Origin of the sequence: Aristophania vespae (assembly GCF_009906835.1) — a bacterium.
Lineage (GTDB): Bacteria > Pseudomonadota > Alphaproteobacteria > Acetobacterales > Acetobacteraceae > Aristophania > Aristophania vespae.
Map to the genome: position 1 here is coordinate 1,176,885 of NZ_CP047652.1, position 22,599 is coordinate 1,199,483.

Here is a 22,599-nt window from a genome sequence, read left to right on the forward strand (position 1 = left end):
TATGCCCAAACTAGCCTGGCCAAAAGATCTCTTTAAAGACCATCGTTACGCAGTCTGTGGTTTAGGCCGCAATGGTATTTCCGTTGTAAAAACCCTTCTTACTATGGGTGCAGAAGTACAAGCCTGGGACGATCGATCACCGTCTTTTGAAGAAGCTCCCAACCTGACGCTCGCTCCCATAACGGATTTAAGGGAATTTGATGCCCTTATATTGTCACCGGGGATCCCGCATTATCTTCCTAGCCCTCATCCTACAGCTATTTTAGCGCGTTCACAGTCAATACCCATCTGGTCTGATGCAGAATTACTGTGGAGGGCTGTACGCAAAGCAGGCTCACAAGCTCATTTTGTCTCCATTACCGGTACGAACGGAAAATCGACAACCACTTCTTTACTTGCGCATATTTTAAAAGAAGCCGGAATCATTGTCGCCGCCGGGGGCAATTTGGGCACAGCCTCCCTTGCTCTACCCCTCCTAAATGATGATGGCATCTATCTTCTTGAAATGTCATCTTACATGTTAGAAAGACTTGATCATTATCATGCGCATTGTGCAATCTGGCTTAATACTACGCCAGACCACCTTGAACGACATGGCGATATGGAAGGCTATATAAAAGCCAAAGCTCATATTTTTGATAATATGGGGCCTGATGATCTTGCCATTTTAGGAGAAAGCGCTCCCTGGACCAGGAAAATATTGCCCCAGCTTGAAAAGAAAAATGTCCCAGTTAAAACAGTTTCTGTAACAAAATCTTATCCGTTTGAACTGGCACCTCATCTACCAGGGCTTCATAATGCGCAAAATATCCAAGCATGCCATGAAGCTGCACGTTTCCTTTCTGTAAATGAAGAGACTATTCAAAAGGCAATTATCAGCTTTCCTGGCTTAGATCACCGCTTAAAAACTGTGACCTCAATTAACAATATTACTTTTATAAATGATAGTAAGGCCACAAATGCTGAGGCCACTTCTCACGCTTTAAAAGCTTATGATAAGGTTATCTGGATTGCCGGAGGCATTGCCAAAGCGGGAGGTATTGAAAGCCTAGCCCCTCTTTTCTCTCATGTCGCTCATGTTTGTCTTATAGGACAAGATAGTGCTCTTTTGGCAGAAACTTTAGCACAATATAATGTGCCTTTTACGCAATGTAAGATTCTGGAAATTGCCGTAACAGAATCTTACAGATTAGCACAGGAACTAGGTGTTGATACGGTCCTTCTTTCTCCTGCTTGTGCAAGCTTTGATCAATATAAAAGCTTTGAAGAACGAGGGGCACGCTTTGCTCATTATGCCCGCTCTCTCTCGCTAATTGCTAAAAAGTGAGAGCCATGAAACCATTATCACGCACAGATAAATCTTCTTATGCTCAATGGTGGCGCAATATTGACCATGTCACTCTAACATGCGTCGGAATTCTTATGGGCTTGGGTTATATCCTCATGCTTGCTGCCAGCCCAGCCGTTGCTCATCGTATCGGCGCATCGCGCAATATGTTTATATTCAAGCAAGTTGTTTTTCTGCTTTTAGCAGGTATTGTGCTGCTCACGACATCACGCTTAAGCCCGCGTAATATAAAAAAACTCGCTATTATTGGTAGTATTATAGCGCTCGGTGCTACTTTCATGACTTTAGTTCATGGAATGGAAATTAAAGGAGCCCGACGCTGGATTGCACTCCCCTTAATGTCTGTCCAGCCATCAGAATTTTTAAAGCCTTTTTTTGCTGTCATTACTGGATGGCTTTTAAGCCTACGCAACACTGTACAACTTAGAAATGGTTTTAAATTTCCTGGTCGTCTAGTTGCGTTTTTTATCTTTCTTGTAATTGCAGCTTTATTACAGGCCCAACCAGATATCGGAATGCTTTCTGTCGTAACGGTTGTTTTTGCTGCACAGCTTTTTATTGACGGCCTTCCAATTATATTTTTTGTTGCGCTCGTTGCCTCAATGCTCGGTGCATTTGGTATAGCTTTTTTAAAGTTTAATCACGTTCGATCACGCGTTGAACGCTTTTTGCACCCTGACGTGGGAGACCATTATCAAATTGATACTTCTTTACGTGCCTTTGGAAATGGCGGCCTATTAGGCCGTGGCCCCGGCGAAGGACACGTTAAGGATCTTCTTCCTGATGCCCATGCTGATTTTATCTATGCCGTTGCTGGAGAAGAATATGGCTTGCTACTCTGTCTCTTCATCGTCTGTGTTTTTACAGTCATTGTGGTAAGAACACTTTTACGCCTGACCCGAAGTAAAGACCCCTTCATTATTCTTTCAACAAGTGGATTGATCACAGGATTTGGGTTACAGGCTTTTATTAATATGGGTTCAACATTACATCTCATTCCGACCAAAGGCATGACACTTCCCCTTATTTCTTATGGAGGAAGTTCCGCAATATCAATTGCCCTTGCTCTGGGTATGGTATTGGCTCTTACACGCCACCGCGTAGAACCTGGTTTATTTTCTCCTCAGCCTACAACAACAGCTGTTTCTTCTATTTCTTTACGCCTGGGTTCTTCCACCCCGAGAGGTCACTAATATGAAAGCTCCCATTATCATTGCTGCTGGTGGTACGGGTGGACATTTTTTTCCTGCTGAAGCTCTTGCAAGCTGCCTTCAAAAAAGAGGTCACGAGCTTGTTTTAATGACAGATCAGCGTAATACGCACCGCACGATTGGTGCATTTGCTTTGTCAAAACAATATGTGCTTTCTGGCTCTGGCGTTGTGGGCAAAAAGCCACGAGATAAACTCAAAGGGCTATTATCTCTTTTAAAAGGAATATTTGGTGCCCGCTCTCTCATTAAACAGATTAAACCTTCAGCCGTTATTGGTTTTGGGGATATCCCTCCATCCCTCCTCTTTTAGGCGGAAGTCTTTTTCTCTATGAAAAAAAACCCGTTCTTATCATTCATGAGGGAAATGCTGTTTTAGGGAAAGCAAATAGCTTAATTTCTCATTTTGCTACATCTATAGCAGTTTCATACCCAAATGTTGCGCGTATACCCCCTAATGTCCCAACAACACTTACCGGTATGCCCGTGCGTTCAACAATAGAAGCTCTTGCTTCCCAACCTTATGAAGCACCCAGTACCGAGGGCGATGACCCCATAAGACTACTTATTTGGGGTGGTTCTTTAGGAGCGCAGATTTTTAGTCAGGTTGTTCCTCAGGCCATAATAACCCTGCCCAAAAAAATTAGAAAACGACTTCATATTACTCAACAAATGAAAAGTGAGTTCATTGCTGATAACCAAGCTTTATATAATAAAGCTGGCGTAAAAGCCGATCTTTTACCGTTTATTGATAATGTTGCTGAAATATTGGGCAAGGCTCATTTAGTAATTGGCCGCGCAGGAGGATCTTCAGTGGCGGAACTAACAATGGCTGCACGACCAGCTATTATGGTCCCTCTTCCAATTGCCGCTTCTGACGAACAGGGAGCCAATGCAAGCGCTTTAGAAAAAGCTGGTGCAGGCTGGATGATAAGGCAAGCTGATTTTACAAGCGAAGCTCTTACAGAAAAACTTCAGATTCTTTTAACACAACCAAACATTTTAGAGAAAGCGGCTCAAGCCTCAGCACAATTACGCCATTTAAATGCTGCGGAAAAATTGGCTGATCTAATTGAAAGCTACCTTTTTTAAAATCGTTTTTCTTTTCTAATTTATCTTTTTTGGAGTTCATATCTTATGCGTACACTTCCCCTCAATATCGGAACACTACATTTTGTCGGTATTGGAGGGATAGGTATGTCCGGCATTGCAGAAGTCATGCACATGTTGGGCTATAAAGTTCAAGGCTCAGATATAAGCGAAAACAGCAATGTTTTACGTTTGCGCAAAGTTGGCATAACCGTTCATATCGGTCATGATGAAGCCAATCTGAGTGATGCTCAGGTAGTTGTCATTTCAACTGCGGTAAAAAGAGATAATCCCGAAGTCGTTGCTGCACGTTCCAGACTTATTCCTGTTGTCAGACGTGCTGAAATGCTGGCCGAGCTCATGCGCCTTCGCTGGGCTATTGCTATTGGGGGCACACATGGCAAAACAACAACAACAAGCTTGGTTTCATGCGTGTTAGAACAGGCAGCTCTTGATCCTACCGTCATTAATGGAGGGATTATTGAGGCATACGGCACCAACACCCGCATGGGGTCCGGTGACTGGATGGTTGTCGAAGCTGATGAAAGTGATGGTTCTTTTTTACGCCTACCCTCCGTCATTGCTGTCGTTACAAATATGGACCCCGAACATCTTGATCATTGGGGCTCAGATGAAGCAATGGAGGCAGGCTACAGACAGTTTGTCTCTAATATACCATTTTACGGCTTTGCGGTTTTATGTGTCGATCACCCTCGTGTGCAGCAAATGATACCTCAGCTTTCGGATCACCGTGTCATTACATATGGATTTAGCCCTCAGGCTGACGTCAGGGCAGAAAATATTATTATGGACTCACATGGTGCATCTTTTGAAGTTGTCATTACTAATCGCGCTAAAAATAACGACCGTAGAGCAGGTCCCTTCAAACTTCCCATGTTTGGACATCATAATGTTTTAAATGCCTTGGCTGCTATTGCCGTTGCAACAGAGATGGAAATTCCCGACCATCTTATTTCAGAAGGTTTGGCTGGTTTTAGGGGCGTAAAAAGGCGCTTTACCCGTACAGGTTCCTGGAACGACGTTGCTATTATTGATGATTATGGTCACCACCCAGTTGAAATTGCAGCCGTACTCAAAGCAGCCCGTCAGGCTGGTGCAGGGCATGTCATTGCCGTTGTGCAGCCGCACCGTTATTCTCGTGTCAAAAATCTATTTAACGATTTTTGTACATGCATGAATGATGCAGATACTGTCATTATCAGCGACATTTATGCTGCTGGAGAAGACCCAATTGAGGGTATAAATAAAGATACATTGGCACAGGGACTTCGCGATCGTGGTCATCGTAACGTGCTTAGCTTACCCTCTCCCGAAGCACTCCCTGCTGTCATCAAAGAGACTGCACAACCAGGAGATTATGTTGTCTGTCTAGGGGCAGGTAGTATCACTCAATGGGCTCAAAAACTGCCTCAGCAACTTGCTGAGCTCGGTTAGAGCGTAGCTATATGACTAACTTTTCGACACTACCCCCTGTACGTGGCCGTTTAAAAAGTAATGTAGCTTTAGGCCCCAGAACATGGTTTCGTTGCGGAGGGCAGGCTGATTGGCTTTTTGTGCCAGAAGACATTCAGGATCTTGCGTTTTTTCTAGGTGAATGCCCACCAGAACTTTCACAAACAGTCTTAGGGGCCTGTTCTAACGTCATCATCCGTGATGGGGGCATTGAAGGCGTTGTTATTCGCCTCGCTGGTGGGTTTTCTGACATTATAAAAGACGATGACGGCCTTATTATAGGGGCAGCTACACTTGATGTTAACATTGCAGAAAAAGCCGCTTCTTACGGTTTAGGCGGCTTAGAGTTTTTGGCAGGCATCCCTGGTTCTATTGGGGGCGCTGTTGCTATGAATGCTGGTGCTTATGGTGGTGAAATAGTTCAATGCCTGGATTGGATTGAATGCCTTGATAGACAAGGTAATTTAAAACGTTATCCGGCTTCTGCGTTAAATATGAGCTACCGCCATAGTGAGCTGCCAGAAAGAAGCATTGTTGTAAAAGCTCGTTTAAAAGCCACTCCTGAAGATCCAGAACTTATTAGACAGAAAATAACAGAAATTCGCACCGCCCGAGAAGACAGCCAACCTTTAAAAACCCGCACCGGAGGGTCTACTTTTCGTAATCCTGATGGCCATAAAGCATGGATGCTTATTGATCAGGCAAAATGTCGGGGTCTAAAAATTGGGGACGCACAAATAAGCGAAAAACATTGTAATTTTATGCTTAATCTGGGAAAGGCAAGCAGTGCTGAGCTGGAATTACTTGGTGAGACAGTAAGACAAAGAGTATTTGATCAAACTGGCATTTCGCTTCAATGGGAAATAAAGCGTATTGGACGCAACTTGCCAGTTTCAAATAAATTGTAAAATGACTAGATAAAATTGATCCTGAGATCTGATAACCATTTTTGGGGCAAATATGACTGGTGCGTCACATAATAAAAAAACCTCACACCCTTTGAAGGTTGCCGTCCTTATGGGAGGCATTTCCAGCGAAAGAGAAATCAGCCTGACAAGTGGTAAGGCCGTTAAAACAGCCCTTAGTCACATTGGCCATGACGCCCATGCAATAGATGTTAATTCTGACATCATCGAGACTATCACAAGCCTAAAAACTCTTAAGCCCGACGTTGTTTTTAACGCGCTCCATGGGCCTGGAGGAGAAGATGGCACCATCCAGGCTTTACTTGAGTGGCTTAAATTACCTTATACCCATTCTGGCGTTCTGGCTTCAGCCACTGCCATGGATAAAGCGGCAAGCCGTTTAGCCTTTGCTGCGCATAATTTACCAATCGCTCGCGGAATGGTCCTAACGCCTCAAGAGCTTGCTATGTCCGACCCGCTGGATCGCCCCTATGTGATCAAACCAGTTTCGGAAGGGTCATCTGTAGGGGTGACAATTTTACAACCAGGTGAATCCCGTCGCACTGAAATTGCCAATTCATGGGATCATGGAAAGCAAATTTTAGTAGAAGAATATATTCCTGGCCGTGAACTTACAGTTGGCGTACTGCGTGATACAGCTTTGGCCGTTACAGAAATTTTGCCCCTTTCAGGTGATTTTTACGATTTTGGTGCAAAATATCAAACTGGCGGCTCACGTCATATTATACCAGCTAATCTTCCTCCGCAGATCACAGAAAAAGCTTTTTACTATGCGTGTCAGGCACATAATGCCTTAGGGTGCCACGGCGCCAGCAGAACTGATTTTCGTTATGATGAGCAGACAGATCGTCTAGTTATTTTAGAGGTTAATAACCAACCTGGTATGACTCCAACATCTTTATTACCAGAACAAAGCGCTTGGCGGGGTCTTTCTTACGAATTATTATGTGATTGGATGGTAAAAGAAGCACTTGCGCTTAATACGCAACCTATTTTAAGCCTTTTAGAGAAGTAATCTGTTTCTTAGATGTATTCCGCCCCACCCCCTTCTAACCCCGCGCCAAGGCCCGTTGACGGTGATCGTCCTTCTCGCCTTTCGCTCTTTTGGAAACGGCATAAAGCCGGCCTAAGGCGCGGGTCAGTTCTGGTCATTATTTTGCTGACCTTAGGGGGTGGCAGCTGGATACTCTATAACATGCTTTCTGATGCTCAAATGGAGACAATTAGAAGGCAGCTTGAAAATATTGATCCCTTAAAAATTCGACATATTATTATAAATGGCAATAATCTCACTGATAAAAACGATGTTATTGCTCAGTTAGATACACATACCGGGCAAACTTTATTTGGTTTTTCAGTTGAAGAAGCACGTCTTCGTATCAATAAACTCCCTTTTGTTGAGCACTCAACTGTTGAAAGACGATTACCTGATTCTATTGTTATCACTCTTACTGAACATCTTCCCATTGCTATCTGGCAAACACACGGCCATTTTGTTTTAATTAACCAGGCCGGTGAGCGTATTTCGGAGCAGGAAATTTCGCGTAAAGATATAGCTATATTTCGCAAATTACCTCTTGTCGTAGGTAATGGGGCTAATAATAATGCTGATACTATCATCATGCTTCTTAAGAACTATCCTTCCATCACATCTCGCACCCTAGCTCTGGTGCGTGTAGGTAATAGAAGGTGGAATATAGTTTTAAGAAATGGAGCAACAATTTTATTACCTGAAGGCGCTGAAGAGGCGGCTCTCAAACGCCTTGACAATTATCAACAAAATTTCCGTCTTCTTGAACGTCCTCTTGCATCTGTTGATATGCGTTTAGCAGACAGAATGGTCATCCATCTTTCATCTGCTTCGCAAAATTCATCAGCTGGATCAAACAATTCTGCAGTTACATCACATTCTTCGCCACTAAATCGCTCCTCATCGAAGGAGAAAGCACTTGCGCCATCTAATGCGGCCCTCACTGAGAAAAAGCCTTAATGCCTTCTCTTCTTTATCCTTTCTCCAAGCCCCCTTCATCGTCTCTTACGGTAGAAAGAGAAAAAAAGGCAATTTTGCCTCTTTTACCAACAGAGAAACGCCCAGGCTTTGAGTGGCGATCTGGTATTAAAGCTGTTTTAGATATCGGCTCGACCAAAACAACATGCCTGATTGGCCGGGGCCTTCACAACGGATCCCTTCAGGTTTTAGGCTGGGGGTGGCGGCGCTCAGAAGGTATAAATTCTGGGGCTATTGTCGATACCAGACTGGCAGAAGCTGTCATTAGAGCTGCTGTAGGCGATGCAGAAAAACAAACAGGCCGCCATGTTGATGATCTTATCGTCAATCTATCTTGCGGCAACCCGCTAAGCCATCATACAGATGCTTCAATGATTGTTGGAGATCGGGAAGTTGTTGAAAATGATGTTCACCTCCTTATCGCAGATGCCCGGCAGCATATTTACAGAGAAGAACGCAATATTATTCACACATTACCACTCGGTTTTAATGTTGATGAAACACAGGCTGTTCCTAACCCGTGCGGGCATCTTTGCCATAATTTATTAGGTAAATTTCATCTGATAGATGCCAATGCTAGCGCCCTAAGAACTTTAAGTACTGTTTTACATAAGGCAGAATTACGCCTTTCTGGCTTGCTCTCAAGTCCATTTGCAGCTGGTTTAACAGTGCTGGATCATGATGAACGTGATTTGGGTGTAACCATTATCGAAATGGGCGCGGGCACAACATCTTTAGCTGTTTTTTCACATAATAAATTACTTCACACAGCCCAGTTACGTATTGGGGGGCACCATATTACCCGAGACATAGCTTCGGCGCTCAATGTGCATACTGATACCGCTGAATGGCTTAAAACCATGCATGGTGCTGCACAATTCATATCTGAAGATGAAAATTACACCATTCGTCTCCCTGTCGGGCAAAATCGTACTGTTGAGAGAATTTCACGCATGCGCCTTATCTCAATTATAGCGCCACGTGTTGAAGAAATTTTGGAAATGACTCGTCATAGCCTTGATAGTGCCGGGCTTGGACGCTTAGCTGATGGCCGTGTTGTTCTTACTGGTGGGGCATCACTTTTAAGCGATATTGGCCCCGTTGCAGCAAGAATATTTGGACGACAAGTTCGCTTGGGAAAACCAATAAATGTTCATAACCTTCCTGAGAACTCATCTATTTCGGCTGGTTTCTCTACAGCAGCAGGCTTATTAGCATGGGCTGCAGGAGCAGAAGACCAGTTTTGTTTCTCAGAAAAGGAAACACAAGGCAGAACTTGGATGAATCGCCTTGTTAATTTCATCAGCAAGCATGTATAGTGTTTCGCTAATAGATTTAATTACCTCCTTCCTCCACCTCTTTACCGTTCGGAGCCGTTAATATGACACTGAACCTTACTCCAACGACCCCCGGTGTAAGTACCGTAAATCCTCCTCGAATTACGGTTGTTGGCGTAGGTGGTGGTGGTGGTAATGCCGTTGATAATATGATCTCCACCGATCTTAAAAGTGTGGAGTTCTTGGTCGCTAATACTGACGCTCAGCAACTGGCTAATTCCAATGCTGATATTCGTGTGCAGCTTGGCCCCACACTGACACGCGGTTTAGGTGCAGGCGCAAAACCTGACATTGGGCGCCAGTCGGCTGAAGAAGTTGAAGAAGAAATTCGCCAACATCTAACAGGCGTAGATCTTGTTTTTATCACTGCTGGTATGGGCGGTGGCACGGGCACAGGCGCTGCTCCCGTTATTGCTCGTATTGCTCGTGAAAATGGGGCCTTAACGATTGGTGTTGTTTCCAAACCGTTTCAGTTTGAGGGAATGAGACGCTGCCGTGCTGCCGATGCAGGTATTATTGAGTTACAAAAATATGTGGATACATTAATCGTCATCCCTAATCAGAATCTTTTCAGCTGTGCAACACAAACGACGACTCTGATTGAAGCCTTTAAAATGGCTGACGATGTCCTTTATAAAGGCGTAAGAAGCATTACTGACCTGATGGTCGTTCCTGGAAAAATTAATCTGGATTTTGCCGATGTCAAAACCGTCATGGGTGAGATGGGCAAAGCCATGATGGGAACAGGTGCGGCTGATAGTGCTACAGATGGCCAAGACTGGGCGACAATGGCCGCTGAAAGAGCCATCTCTAACCCATTGCTGGAAGAGACATCTATTCGTGGGGCACGCGGGCTTTTAATTAATGTGACGGGTGGACCAGATCTAGGCCTGCATGACTATACCAACGTCATGGAACGCATTCGTGAAGAAGCACATGAAGAAGCCGAAATTATTGGTGGCTTACTCGTGCGTGACGATATGAGTGGAAGTATCCAAGTTTCTGTCGTTGCAACAGGCATTGCCATGCAAAATGAAACAGCCTCTATACAGCCTCCTGCCGCCCCCGCCACCGCGGAAACAGCCTCTAAAACAGAGTCATCAGAGACAGAGAGTCCTCAGCCTAAAAAAGCTGAAGAAAAAAAAGAAGAACTTCATCAGACTGCGTCTCACGCGAACGCCGCTCAGTCAGAAGACGTCATTCGCCCTGCTATGCCACAGCCCGTCCCGCAGCCAAGGCCTGTAGAGACCAGAAGAGAAGACACTGAGCCAGAAGAACATACTGAACGTGAAAATGGCTTTTTTAGTCGCTTTTTTCGCAGTCGTTCAGCTGTTACAGAACAAAGAACCCAAAGAACATCGCCTTTTATACGACCACAACAAGAGCAAACACACTCAGTTTCACAACCAACGACAGACAATCCCCACCAGCAAGAGTCTGCCGTTCAGCAAGATGAGGTTAATTTAGATATACCTGCTTATCTAAGACGACCTCAGTAATAAAACTGTAAAAATTATAGACTAGCGCCTAAGAGACAAAATAAAGTTGCTCTGGCGCTAGAAGGGGTTAAGGGTGGAAAATTATTTTCTACGTGCGCAGTCTGGACCTATTCAAACATTTGATAAAGGCTCAAAGCCGGCCATTGCACAGACAACCATTAAGAACCCGATTTTTTGCCGGGGCGTTGGCCTCCATAGTGGCAAAGATATAACTTTAAAGCTGCTTCCATCAAAAGAAGAGTCTGGAATCCAATTTCAAAGGCTTGATCTTAAACACTCTTTGCCGTTTCGTCTTACTCCGCAAAGCGTTATTGGCACAAAACTTTCTACTGTCATAGCGTCACCAGACTTTCCAGAAGCGCGAATTGCAACCATAGAACATTTAATGGCCGCGCTACATGCTTTGGAAATAGACAATATTTTAATACAGGTTGATGGCCCAGAAATTCCTATTTTGGATGGTGCTGCCCTAAATTTTTTGTTTTTACTTAATTGTGCCGGTAGACAAAATTTAAAGGCCCCACGTCATTTTATAAAAATATTACACCCATTGATGATTAAGGGTGAAAATGGCTCTTATGCCGCATTTAAACCACGAAAAAATCGTGAATTTAAACTAAAGATAGGAATTAAATTCGATAATGATCTGATCGGGCAGCAATACATCAAATTTATTTTGCAAAAGGAAACCTTCACACAAGAAATAGCTTTTGCCCGCACTTTTGTCGATTTTAAAGATATTGAAGCCTTAAAGAAACAGGGGCTAGCCCTGGGTGGGTCGCTTAAAAACGCACTTGTCTTTAAAGATAAGACAATACTCAATCCGGGCGGGTTACATACTCAGGACGAATTTGTCCGGCATAAGCTTCTTGACGCTATTGGCGATAGTTATTGTTTTGGCTATCAGATTATAGGAAAATTTGAAGGATTTAAATCCGGGCACACCCTCAATAACCGGCTCTTAAAGGCCTTAGCAACACATAAAGAAACATGGAGGCTTATTTCTGAATAATGAAAACTTGAGTCATCAGAAAATCAATATAGTATTGATGGCTTAGTCTTTATAATGACCAAAGCCCTCTTCCTCCTGTTATCTTCCATGCTATAAGGCAGATATGGTTAGCATCATCAAGCTTCACGCTGCAAAAAGTGTCTCCTCCCGTGCCGTTACCCTTGGTGTAAGCGGCCTAATCGGCTTGTCTTTTTTAAGCGGTTGTGCCGATGATGACATGCAAAAAAGCGTCCCTAAAACTACGGACGCTGAAACACTCTATAATTACGGTGTCGATTCACTTCATGCTGGAAAATATAGGCTTGCCAGTGCGGAGTTTGAGTCACTCCAACAAAATTTTCCTTATTCAGGCTACACCGGAAATGCGGAGTTATTAGAAGGTTATTCCTATTATCTTCTAGGTGAGTATGCCCTTTCAGTTCAGCAGCTTGAACGCTACTTACAGCTGCACCCTACCAGCCCTGATGCTGCTTATGCCTATTACTTACGTGCACTTTGTTATTATGAACGAATTGGTATCGTATCACGTGACCAGCTAGGCACTCTTGAGGCTATGGATGCCTTGCAGGAAGTTATCACACGCTTTCCGCAAAGTTCCTATGCACGTGATGCTCAGTTAAAAATTGATCTTTGTCGTGACCATCTAGCTGGTAAAGAAATGCTTGTTGGTCGCTTTTACGAGCGTGAAAAAGACTATCAAGCAGCCCTTGGACGCTATCAACGTGTTGTGCAGGACTTTCAGACCACAAATCACGTACCAGAGGCTTTGGAGCGTATTGTAGAAGTCAGTCTTCGCTTGGGCCTCGTAGATGAAGCCCGGCAAAATGCTGCTATTTTGGGTTATAACTACCCTGATAGTAAATGGTATCGTTTTGCTTATAACAAGCTTAAAAACCACCATCTCTTAACCAAAAAGACGCGCAAACCGGGCGTTAAGAGCACTCGAAAACAAAAAAACCTGGCAGCTGCATCTCAAAAAGCTGTTTCAACAAAAACAGATGACATTGCCGCTGTTACTATTCCCCCAATAGGCTCTCAGCACGCTCAAATCCCCGTGAAAAACACCGCTCATCAGGCGCAACAAGTTTCTACATTGCCGCCAAGCTCAAAACAAATGCCCGATGAAAAAAATAATGGCGGCTTTTTTTCTTTTCTTGACCCCGTGGGTGATTTTTTCTCTGATATGTGGAATAAAATTTTCTAAAATCCCCCTCATATTTAAGGAGAAATGCCTGCGAAACGATTGTAACCACGTGATTTTAAGGTGCAAGCCATGCTGACACAATTGTCAATTCGAGACATTGTTCTTATTGAAAAACTTGACCTTAATTTTCATGACGGACTAACCGTTTTTACTGGTGAAACTGGGGCAGGCAAGTCTATATTGCTTGATAGTTTGGGCCTGGCCTTGGGCGAGAGAGCTTCTGGAAACATTATTCGCACTGGGGCTGAACAGAGCAGCGTTACCGCTGTTTTTGATCTCCCTCCCCATCATGCTGTATTCCAAGTTTTACAAGAGCTTGACCTTTCTTGCCTAGAGGAAGAACCTCTGGTGCTCAGAAGGCTTATTACAAAAGATGGTCGCTCTCGTGCCTATATTGGTGACCAGCTCGTAGGTATTTCTGTACTTCGCAAAATAGCTGCCTTACTTGTTGAAATTCAAGGCCAGCATGAACAAATGGGCCTTGCTGACCAACGTGTACATTTAGATTTACTAGATGCATTTGGCTCTTTGAGTCACCTGACCCAACGCGTTAATATGGACTGGAAATCCTGGCAGCAAAATTTGCAAACTCTTGCTGAGGCCCGAAAGGCTATTGATCAGGCCGCACGAGAAGAAAACTGGCTTCGACAAACAATAGAAGAACTTTCTTCACTAGCCCCCCAAGAAGGTGAGGAAGAACAACTTGTTGCCTTGCGCCTTCAGTTACAGCAAGAGGAAAGACGCCGTGAGGCTGTTACCACCGCTTTAGCTGAGCTGACGCCGCGTGATAGAAAAAGTGCACATCCTGCCCACGCTCTACGATCTGCAAGCAGGGCTTTGGCAAGACTTCTACCCTCACCTCTTTCCAATAACGTCACAGAAGAACCAACAGCGCATCAAGTTCAGGCGCAAGAAGCTTTATCATGTCTGGAAAAGGCAGAAGAAACCCTTGCAGAAGCCGAGATGCTGTTATCACGCCTCGTTGCCGATACAGAAGTTGATAACCGCTTATTGGAGGAAACTGAAGAAAGGCTGTTTTCATTGCGTGCCGAGGCAAGAAAACACCATCTCACCCTTGCTGAGCTGCCCCATTTTCTTACGGAGTTGAAAGACCGTCTATCAAAGCTTGAAACTGGTATTGAAGCCATACATCATCTTGAGCAGGCAGCAAAACAGGCACAGAGTAATTATGAAGCAAGTTCGCAAGAACTGAGTCAGGGCCGCCGTAAGGCAGCAAAAGATCTTGAAAAAGCCATTATGTCCGAACTTAAGCCTCTTAAGCTTGAACGGGCTCAATTTATGGTGGAATTCACGTCACTACCATTTGAAAGCTGGTCTCAACGCGGGGTGGAAACTGTTTCTTTTTTGATAGCCGCCAATCCTGGACAGCCAGCAGGTCCTTTGGGCAAAGTTGCTTCTGGAGGTGAATTATCACGACTAATGCTTGCTCTCAAAGTTGTTCTGGCAGGTCGATCGAGCCTCACTACTTTGGTTTTTGATGAGGTCGATTCCGGTGTAGGTGGTGCTACCGCCTCTGCCATAGGAGAAAGACTTTATCGGGTTGCACAGGATGTGCAGGTTTTGGCAATCACCCATAGCCCTCAGGTAGCAGCTCAGGCAGCGCATCAGTTTCGTATAGAAAAAAAAGTTCTTAACCAAAGTACTGTAACAATAGCTGCACCCCTCTCTCCTACAGAGAGGCGTGAAGAAATCGCACGCATGTTAGCGGGTGATATTGTTACAGATGCTGCGCGCATAGCTGCTGATAGTCTTCTAGGGCAAAAACCATGAGTTCTAAACTTACACCAGCTGAATTATATAATAATCTTCAGGAGAAAATAGCCCGATGGGACGAGGCCTATCACGGTCACGATGAGCCAGAAGTTTCAGATGCAGAATATGACCATGCCCGTCTTGAATTATCGCGCTTGGAGCGCCTTCATCCTGAATTAAAAAATCAAAATAACCCAAGCGAGCGTGTTGGTGCCAAACCAAACCCTGCTTTTGGTAAAGTGAAACACCGCGCCCCAATGCTCTCTTTAGGTAATGTGTTTGCTGAAGACGAATTTGAGCAGTTTGTAAGCCGCGCCGGAAATTTTCTTGGTTTAAGCCCAGAGGATACGGAAAATCTTTGCTTTGTGGCAGAACCTAAAATTGATGGTCTTTCTATCAATCTAACTTATGAAAATGGTCAATTTACAGCCGGTACAACACGCGGTGATGGTTTAGTTGGCGAAGACGTTACGAACAATATTCGTACATTAAAAACACTCCCCCTTCACTTAGGCAAAAATGCCCCAGAATTTATTGAAATTCGTGGTGAAGTTTTTATGGAAAAATCACGTTTTTTTGAGCTTAATGCCGAGCAGGAAAAACGTGGTGAAAAGGTTTTTGCCAATCCTCGCAATGCCGCAGCAGGCTCTTTACGGCAATTAGACTCTAATATTACAGCAAAACGTCCTTTGGGCCTGTTTGTCTATGGTCTTGGTCATAGTTCGCACCCTGTAGCCAAAACACATAGCGAATTTCTAGATCAATTAAGAGAATGGGGGTTTGATGTTAACCCTTTATCTCAACGTATTGATCATGCTCGCGATATTCCTGCTTATGTTGAAAAACTAGCAAGGGAACGCTCCGGACTTGATTATGACATTGATGGTATTGTCTTTAAAATTAATGACATATCATTGCAAAATCGGCTTGGCTTTGTTGGACGCGCCCCGCGCTGGGCCACTGCATGGAAATTCCCTGCTGAACAAGCAATCACACATCTAAAAGATATTGAAATACAGGTAGGTCGCACGGGCGCCCTTACCCCTGTAGCTCATTTAGAACCTGTCAATGTTGGCGGGGTCATTGTATCCAGAGCCACACTTCATAATGAAGATGAGATCAATCGTTTAGATGTACGTGTTGGCGATCTTGTAAGGCTTCAGCGTGCAGGGGACGTTATTCCTCAGATTTTAAGTGTCATTTCACCTGATGACACAAATGAGCTTCCCTCTCGTGGTTCTAAATTTATCTTTCCAGATCACTGCCCTGTCTGCGGCGCCTATGCAGAACGTATCCAGGGAGAAGCTGTAAGACGCTGCACAGGTGGTCTCACCTGTGAGGCACAAACAGTAGAACGCCTTATTCACTTTGTCTCACGTAACGCGTTTGACATTGATGGATTAGGACAGCGCAGTATCAGAGCTTTTTATGATCTTGGATTTATTAAACAACCAGGAGATATTTTCCGCCTTTCAAACCACAAAGAAGAGCTTGTAAAATTAGAAGGCTGGGGCCCGCAATCAGTTGATAACCTCTTATCAGCCATAGAAGAACGACGGACTATACCTCTCTCCCGCTTCATTTATGGATTGGGCATTCGGCGTATAGGTGAACGCAATGCCGCACTTTTAGCGCGCCATTATGGTTCTTTTGAAAATTGGCTAAATGCCATGCGTGCCTTAAATAATGATGAAAAAGAAGAATATGAAACTTTGAGCGCCATTATGGGGATTGGACCTGCAATTGCCGATGAATTGACCGCTTTTTTTCACGAGCCCCATAATCAAACTGTTATTGATGATCTTGCGTCTCAATTAACAATTGAAGATGCAAGCTCTCCTATAGCTTCAGGGCCAGAAGGCCATAAACTTGCAGGTGAAACATTGGTGTTTACCGGGTCACTAACGACAATGTCACGCTCTGAAGCCAAAGCAATAGCTGAGCGTTTAGGGGCTCAGGTTACTGAAACAGTTTCTAAAAAGACTAGTTTTGTAATTTTAGGTGAAAAAGCTGGCTCTAAAGCTAAAAAAGCGCAAGAGTTAGGAATCCGCACTATTAGTGAAGATGAATGGATTAAGCTCGCCAATAGTGAAACTCAATAAATATAGACCAATAACCATATTGGTTTTTTCTAAAACTTAGCTTGAAAACTGCTGATCATGTATTTTTTATCCTCAAATCTTCATCCTTACTTAGTTTTTGCTATAGGAATTATCTTCACGATTGCCCTAATCGGGGTTTCTATTCTCATATCTCTGTCTGAGATTTCCTTTGCCGCCGCACGTGAATCTCGTATGCGAACCCTGGCAGAAGGCGGTGATATAAGGGCACAGTCTTTTTTAAAGCTGCGTCGTAATAGCGGCAAGGTTATGACCACCATTCAAATATGCCTAAATGGTGTGGGGGTTTTAGGGGGTGTTATTGGCGATGCCATGTTGAGCGACCCCATAGCGCTCTTTCTCAAAAATTTTGGCATAAATGACATACTTGCGGGAGAGTTGGGCTCTCTTATCGCCTTTATCTTGGTAACAGGCTTATTTGTTCTTTTTGCCGACCTACTCCCCAAAAGAGTAGCCATGAATGCACCTAACCAGGTTGCTTTAAAAATCTACTGGTTTCCTGCTCTTGCCTTAAAGTTTTTATATCCTGCCGTCTGGATCTTTTCGCACATATCAGACCTCATTTTAAAATTACTCCATATCCCAGCTGCTCCGCTGGTTGAGACAATGACACCCGAAGATTTACGCGCTGTGCTGGCCGCAGGAACAGCATCGGGCGTTTTGCTTAAACAAGAACACCAAATGATCCAAAATGTCATGGCCTTGCAGGATCGTTCAGTGACATCAGCCATGACGCCACGTGATGAAATTGTTTTTTTAGAGGTTAGTGAGGGTCTGGAAAGCCAACGTGATAAAGTACGCGTGCGCCCTTATTCCCGCTACCCTCTTTGTGATGGTGGTTTGGACCATGTCATTGGCTCTATAAGGGCAGAAGACGTATTAGTGGCTATAGTTGATGAACCTCACGCGCATAAGACCGGAGATCAACATAAAAAAGGCCAAATTTTTCAAATGCGGCGAGATGTCCTTTCCCTGCCAGACACGCTTAATTTATGGGAAACTCTAGCTCAGTTTGATACCCATGGCGCAGGATTTGCTCTGATAATCAATGAATATGGCCTGGTAGTTGGACTCATCACCTATAAAGACATTATGGGTGCGCTTATGGATGGTCTTGCAAACCCATTTGAAGAGCAGGCCATTGTCCGACGGGATCCTGATTCATGGCTGATTGATGGTGCCGCACCTATTGGCGATGTTGCCAGAGAGCTTGATATTCCACTTTTTGATGATGGACAGAATTTTGATACGATCGGCGGGTTTGTTATGCATCGCCTAAGAAGAATGGCACGCAAAGCAGATCGCATTGAAAATTCAGGCTTTTGCTTCGAAGTTGTCGATGTGGAAAGATTCCGCATTAACCAACTTCTTGTGACACGTATTTCTTCTCTCAAAAATAAGTCAAAAGAAAATCAATAACCATGCCTATTTCACACATTGGCTGTGATGACGCATTACTTATTATAGACCTTCAAAATGATTTTCTTCCCGGAGGAGCACTAGCTGTTAAAAACGGTCATGAGCTAGCGCCTCTGATTAATGACATTATAAAAAGGGGCTTTTCAACAGTCATTGCAAGCCGAGACTGGCACCCTCCCCATCATCAATCCTTTTCTACCCAAGGAGGGAAATGGGCTCAACATTGTGTTGCTGGTACACAAGGTGCAGAGTTTGACCCTCATTTAAATCTCACAAAGATAACGCATATTATCCATAAAGGGACTGATCCTAAATGTGAAAGTTACTCGGCTTTTGAAGACGAAAATGGCAGACCTACAGGATTAGAAGCTCTTTTAAAGGCCCGCTCAATTAAACGGGTCTTTTTATGTGGTCTAGCACTAGATTATTGCGTCAAAGCAACAGCCTTGGATGCTATAAAAGCTAAATTTGACACAGTCTTGCTCCACGATGCGACCCGTTCAATACATAAGCCAGAACTAACTTTAAATGATTTACAGAAAAAAGGCGTGAAGATTATTTAAAATCTCACGCCCTTTTCTAAAGACATAAATGTCTATTTCTATCACAGCTTTTTATTGTTTAACCATCCGCCTGTAAAACCTGCCTTTTTTAACCCCTGGCGAATAACAGGGTTTTTCTTCATAACATTCCATACAAACTGGCTACGATAATTTTCAATCATGAGCAAAATCGGCCCCTGATCGATGCTAAGCTGTTGCCCATCAACCCATATGCCATCTTTAGTTTTGAATGTCGGGTTAAAGGCATCAAGAAAGCCATATTGATTATAGATTTTGTCTCCAAATTTATTACGCATTGCTTTTAGCGCTGGAAAAGCAATTTCAGGGGCAATAGCTACCGAACCGCCAGCGGCTGTTGGAGCAATAGTTCCATCATCCAGAACATAATCTTTCCCCGCCCCTCTTGCACTATAAGCAAGGAAATGGCGCTTTTGTCCTTTATCATCCTGATAAACATCACCTGGACCATCACTTGCCGTTAAACCCCAGATATCTTTGCCATAATCCTCAAACTTGCCAGGGTTGGATTTGGCATAATCGCGCTGAGCATAAACGGCCTCACGGCTATTTTTGAAATAATCTGTGCCATGGCTTCGATTAAAGCCATCTTTAATGCCTCGAAAATCGACCCATGATTCAGAATATTGATGCCCAAAAAGAGGTGCAAAATTTAGAAAAGTATGACCCTGGAATTTTCCCCACTGTTTGTCATAGGTTTTCGTCCAGTTCTTCCAGGTATCTGGTGGAATAGGATGGGTAGGCGACGCTATGGCCAGTAGATAAATAATGAGCCCTTCATTATAACCCTTCCAGTCAACAGGTATAAAGCGATTAGGCGGATACCACCCCATACTGAGCCATGGCCCATTATTGCGCATCCATTGCCAGTCTATGCGGCGATATAATCTTTCTGCAATAGAGCGAATTTCTTTTTCTTGAGGGGTATTTCTGTCATAAAATGACTGAGAAAAAAGCACCCCTCCCATTAATAAGGCAGTATCTACACTCGATAGCTCTGACCAATCAGCCATTCTTAACCCCGTATTAGGGTCAAGAAAGTGGTAATAGAACCCTTTATAACCGGCTGCGCCACTAGCCATATCATTTTGAGGTAAGTTTGCTAGAAAACGCATAGTTGTTAAGGTGCGTTCGACAGCCTGCTCACGCGTAATATAGCCTCTATGTACCCCTATGCCATAAGCTGTTAGGCCAAAACCTACACCAGCAATACTAGCAGCACCATTAGGCAAAGGAGCCCTATCGGGAACTAACCCGTTTTTCGGATTAGCATTATCCCAAAACCATTTAAATGTGCGCTGCTCAAGGTCATTTAAAAATGCCTTATCGTGTTTATTTAAGGTCTTTATTGAAGAAAAATTGGTTTTTTTCGCTTGTGGTGTATTTTCTGGCGCTTGCGTTACAGCAAACGCACCTACATTACCCACATTAATGACAAAGGCTGTACTTAATAACCCAATAATAAATCTGTTAAATTTTATCTTTTTTTGAGTCATAATGTCAAAAAACAAAATGAATTCTCCTAGTTATTACTAATAATTTTCTTAAAATTATTTTAATCTTCAATAATTTATCTTTTCAAAAAGTTAAATTCTTAGGAAGATTACAAAACCATCTTAACTTTGCTATTATCACTTTTAATATATGTTTTTTTACTATCAAAACATGTTTCATTAAAGAAAAAGATTATTAATTATAAGAAATATAATCTTCATATTTCTCTAAGATAATTCGCGATATTTAAAATTCATATTAATAACAAAGAATAAATATTTAGGTTTAAATTATAAACAACAAAAAAAGGGCTGATAGCTGTAACTATCAACCCTCTCTAATGAGAAACGCACGCACATATATAGCAGAAGAGCTCTATAATATTAAGCAGCTACTGCTTCGTTCTCGTGAAGTAAGTAAGAGACATTTCTATAGGCTTCTTCTGCAATAAGAACAAGTTCTTGAAACGCCGATTTTAAATGAGAGTTTTTTAAAACATTCATCATATTATTTAAAATATTATTACAGATATTTAGTGAATATGGATCATTTTTATAGAAAGAAAGCTTAAAGCTCGCTAGAGCCTGACCAGTAAGAGCCATTACGCTCTGTACTAGATGTTGATGAGCTGATGTTTCGAACATCGTAGCCATTTGGCGGAATTGGCAATAAGCATCCAATTTTAATAAACTTTGCTCAGCGTTCATCGTAAGTCCCTGCCACAAAAAAGCCATAAACAACAATATGGCAATAACCTTAATCACAGACTCTTTAAATAATAAAACTGAAACCAACTCTTTCAGAAATTAACCAATTTTAAAAATTCTGTAATCAACCTCTCAACTGGGTTCACTTTATCGCCACATTTCGTCACAAATCAAGCTTTTTAAAGGGGTCCAGCGAATTAATGTGGATATTAATTTCGCCTTATTTGAACTACAATTTTATTTAGTAATATACTTCAAAAATGAAAAAAGCGCTTTTATGACATAATTACATGCCTTATTTGTGCCCTATTTTTGACAAAAAACAGCAGAATTTGGGCATTTTAGGTATAAAATAGTCACAAATAGGACCAAAATATGACTATTTTAATTCATAAATAATTTTATTTATTTTTGATTAGTTAAACCTATGAAACTCTCTTTTATTATAACCAAAAACTTAAAAAACTTATAAATGGCTACCTCACTTACCGCATATTAAGGACCGTTAAGGTCTTAATTACTGAATAAAGAAAATAATCAGATAATAAAAATAACAATAATACAAAAAATTATTATATTAAAAAATAAACTATCTATTTGTTATTATACACTTAAAAAATTAAATTTTATGTCAGTATTATCATTTTTATTATTGTCATATACATAACAATGCAAATCATATAAAATTTAAAATGATAAATATAAAATATAGGTTAAAATTTAATAGCCATTTATCTTTTTCTTGCTTTTTAAAAACCTTTATATTGTCATAATTCTATTCTAAATGGATTCGTTCAAATTATGGCAGTGTTTAGACAGAAATCGTAACCGACATACATAATCCAACCGAATCACTAAGATTAGCTTTTAAAAAACCGCGCCCTAATCACAAGGTGCTCATTTTCATAAAAGCTAAATTTCATAGAAAAATACTGGTGCGGTTTGGTGAATTCAAAATAGTGCTTTTGAATTTTAATAGAAAATTAGCCCCTGCTTTTCAGAAACTCTTTGGTGAGCAAGCATTTTAACTTTTCTGCCTTTTTTACAATCTCACCTTTTGGTCTCTATCCGGTTTTTTATTAAAGAACCACAAAATAGCGAGCATTAAAGGGCACTTCTCATATTACAACAGACTGTAAAAATTACACTTTGCTAAAACATTTTGCTTTATATGAGGCACGCACTTGCTTGGTTCAGGCAAAATAATATGTAAATGATCTTATGCAGCATTAACTGATTATCATATCAAAAAACTCATGATACGGGTTCTAAGCTGTAAAAAGAGTAGAAAGATGCCTTATTTAATCCATGAGTAAGTAAGGCTGTATCTAACGCAACTTTGCTTTAAGAGAAATATGAAACTATAAGTCAGCTATGCAAGTTAGAATTATGAATTATGGC

Annotated in this window: 18 protein-coding genes; 16 read left to right on the top strand and 2 right to left on the bottom strand. The window is 42.4% G+C overall.

Going from position 1 to position 22,599, the window contains the following annotated elements; all coding sequences use genetic code 11:
- Position 1: 1 nt before the first annotated feature.
- From murD to GT348_RS05355, 16 genes are all read left to right on the top strand, one after another.
- Positions 2 to 1,327, top strand: a complete 1,326-nt coding sequence (gene murD, locus GT348_RS05285) for a UDP-N-acetylmuramoyl-L-alanine--D-glutamate ligase (RefSeq protein WP_160618821.1) — start codon at positions 2 to 4, stop codon at positions 1,325 to 1,327.
- 5 nt (positions 1,328 to 1,332) lie between these two features.
- Positions 1,333 to 2,541, top strand: coding sequence for an FtsW/RodA/SpoVE family cell cycle protein (locus tag GT348_RS05290; RefSeq protein WP_160618822.1), 1,209 nt, complete (start codon positions 1,333 to 1,335; stop codon positions 2,539 to 2,541).
- 1 nt (position 2,542) lies between these two features.
- Entirely contained in the window at positions 2,543 to 2,869 is a 327-nt protein-coding gene (locus tag GT348_RS09690; RefSeq protein ID WP_369692585.1) for a glycosyltransferase, read from the top strand.
- A 173-nt stretch (positions 2,870 to 3,042) separates the two neighbouring features.
- Positions 3,043 to 3,648: a glycosyltransferase gene (locus GT348_RS09695; protein ID WP_369692586.1), complete on the top strand. Its 606-nt coding sequence runs from the start codon at positions 3,043 to 3,045 to the stop codon at positions 3,646 to 3,648.
- Between the two features lie 45 nt (positions 3,649 to 3,693).
- The gene (murC, locus tag GT348_RS05300) at positions 3,694 to 5,100 is read left to right on the top strand and encodes a UDP-N-acetylmuramate--L-alanine ligase (protein WP_160618823.1); all 1,407 of its coding nucleotides are present in this window, start codon (positions 3,694 to 3,696) and stop codon (positions 5,098 to 5,100) included.
- 11 nt (positions 5,101 to 5,111) lie between these two features.
- Positions 5,112 to 6,026 (top strand): UDP-N-acetylmuramate dehydrogenase, encoded by a 915-nt coding sequence (murB, locus tag GT348_RS05305; protein ID WP_160618824.1) that lies wholly within the window; start codon positions 5,112 to 5,114, stop codon positions 6,024 to 6,026.
- Positions 6,027 to 6,078: 52 nt separating this feature from the next.
- Positions 6,079 to 7,059 (top strand): D-alanine--D-alanine ligase, encoded by a 981-nt coding sequence (locus tag GT348_RS05310; protein ID WP_236646427.1) that lies wholly within the window; start codon positions 6,079 to 6,081, stop codon positions 7,057 to 7,059.
- Positions 7,060 to 7,071: 12 nt separating this feature from the next.
- Entirely contained in the window at positions 7,072 to 8,034 is a 963-nt protein-coding gene (locus GT348_RS05315) for a cell division protein FtsQ/DivIB (protein ID WP_160618825.1), read from the top strand.
- Positions 8,034 to 9,371 (top strand): cell division protein FtsA, encoded by a 1,338-nt coding sequence (ftsA, locus tag GT348_RS05320; protein ID WP_160618826.1) that lies wholly within the window; start codon positions 8,034 to 8,036, stop codon positions 9,369 to 9,371. Before GT348_RS05315 ends, ftsA begins: the two co-directional genes overlap by 1 nt.
- Positions 9,372 to 9,433: 62 nt before the next feature.
- Positions 9,434 to 10,888, top strand: a complete 1,455-nt coding sequence (ftsZ, locus tag GT348_RS05325) for a cell division protein FtsZ (RefSeq protein WP_160618827.1) — start codon at positions 9,434 to 9,436, stop codon at positions 10,886 to 10,888.
- Between the two features lie 73 nt (positions 10,889 to 10,961).
- A complete protein-coding gene (gene lpxC / locus GT348_RS05330) occupies positions 10,962 to 11,900 on the top strand; it encodes a UDP-3-O-acyl-N-acetylglucosamine deacetylase (protein ID WP_160618828.1) in 939 nt (312 codons plus the stop codon).
- Between the two features lie 103 nt (positions 11,901 to 12,003).
- Positions 12,004 to 13,104: an outer membrane protein assembly factor BamD gene (locus tag GT348_RS05335; RefSeq protein ID WP_160618829.1), complete on the top strand. Its 1,101-nt coding sequence runs from the start codon at positions 12,004 to 12,006 to the stop codon at positions 13,102 to 13,104.
- Between the two features lie 69 nt (positions 13,105 to 13,173).
- Positions 13,174 to 14,895 (top strand): DNA repair protein RecN, encoded by a 1,722-nt coding sequence (recN, locus tag GT348_RS05340; RefSeq protein WP_160618830.1) that lies wholly within the window; start codon positions 13,174 to 13,176, stop codon positions 14,893 to 14,895.
- Entirely contained in the window at positions 14,892 to 16,979 is a 2,088-nt protein-coding gene (ligA, locus tag GT348_RS05345) for an NAD-dependent DNA ligase LigA (protein ID WP_160618831.1), read from the top strand. Before recN ends, ligA begins: the two co-directional genes overlap by 4 nt.
- Before the next feature lie 57 nt (positions 16,980 to 17,036).
- Positions 17,037 to 18,416 carry a hemolysin family protein gene (locus tag GT348_RS05350; RefSeq protein ID WP_160618832.1) on the top strand — a complete coding sequence of 460 codons (1,380 nt, stop codon included), beginning with the start codon at positions 17,037 to 17,039 and terminating at the stop codon, positions 18,414 to 18,416.
- 2 nt (positions 18,417 to 18,418) lie between these two features.
- A complete protein-coding gene (locus GT348_RS05355; RefSeq protein WP_160618833.1) occupies positions 18,419 to 18,979 on the top strand; it encodes an isochorismatase family protein in 561 nt (186 codons plus the stop codon).
- Between the two features lie 41 nt (positions 18,980 to 19,020).
- Here GT348_RS05355 and GT348_RS05360 read toward each other — a convergent pair whose 3' ends face one another.
- Together GT348_RS05360 and GT348_RS05365 are read right to left on the bottom strand one after the other, a co-directional pair.
- Positions 19,021 to 20,493, bottom strand: a complete 1,473-nt coding sequence (locus GT348_RS05360) for a glucoamylase family protein (protein ID WP_160619457.1) — start codon at positions 20,491 to 20,493, stop codon at positions 19,021 to 19,023.
- A 381-nt stretch (positions 20,494 to 20,874) separates the two neighbouring features.
- Positions 20,875 to 21,198 carry a hypothetical protein gene (locus tag GT348_RS05365; RefSeq protein ID WP_160618834.1) on the bottom strand — a complete coding sequence of 108 codons (324 nt, stop codon included), beginning with the start codon at positions 21,196 to 21,198 and terminating at the stop codon, positions 20,875 to 20,877.
- Positions 21,199 to 22,599 lie beyond the last annotated feature (1,401 nt).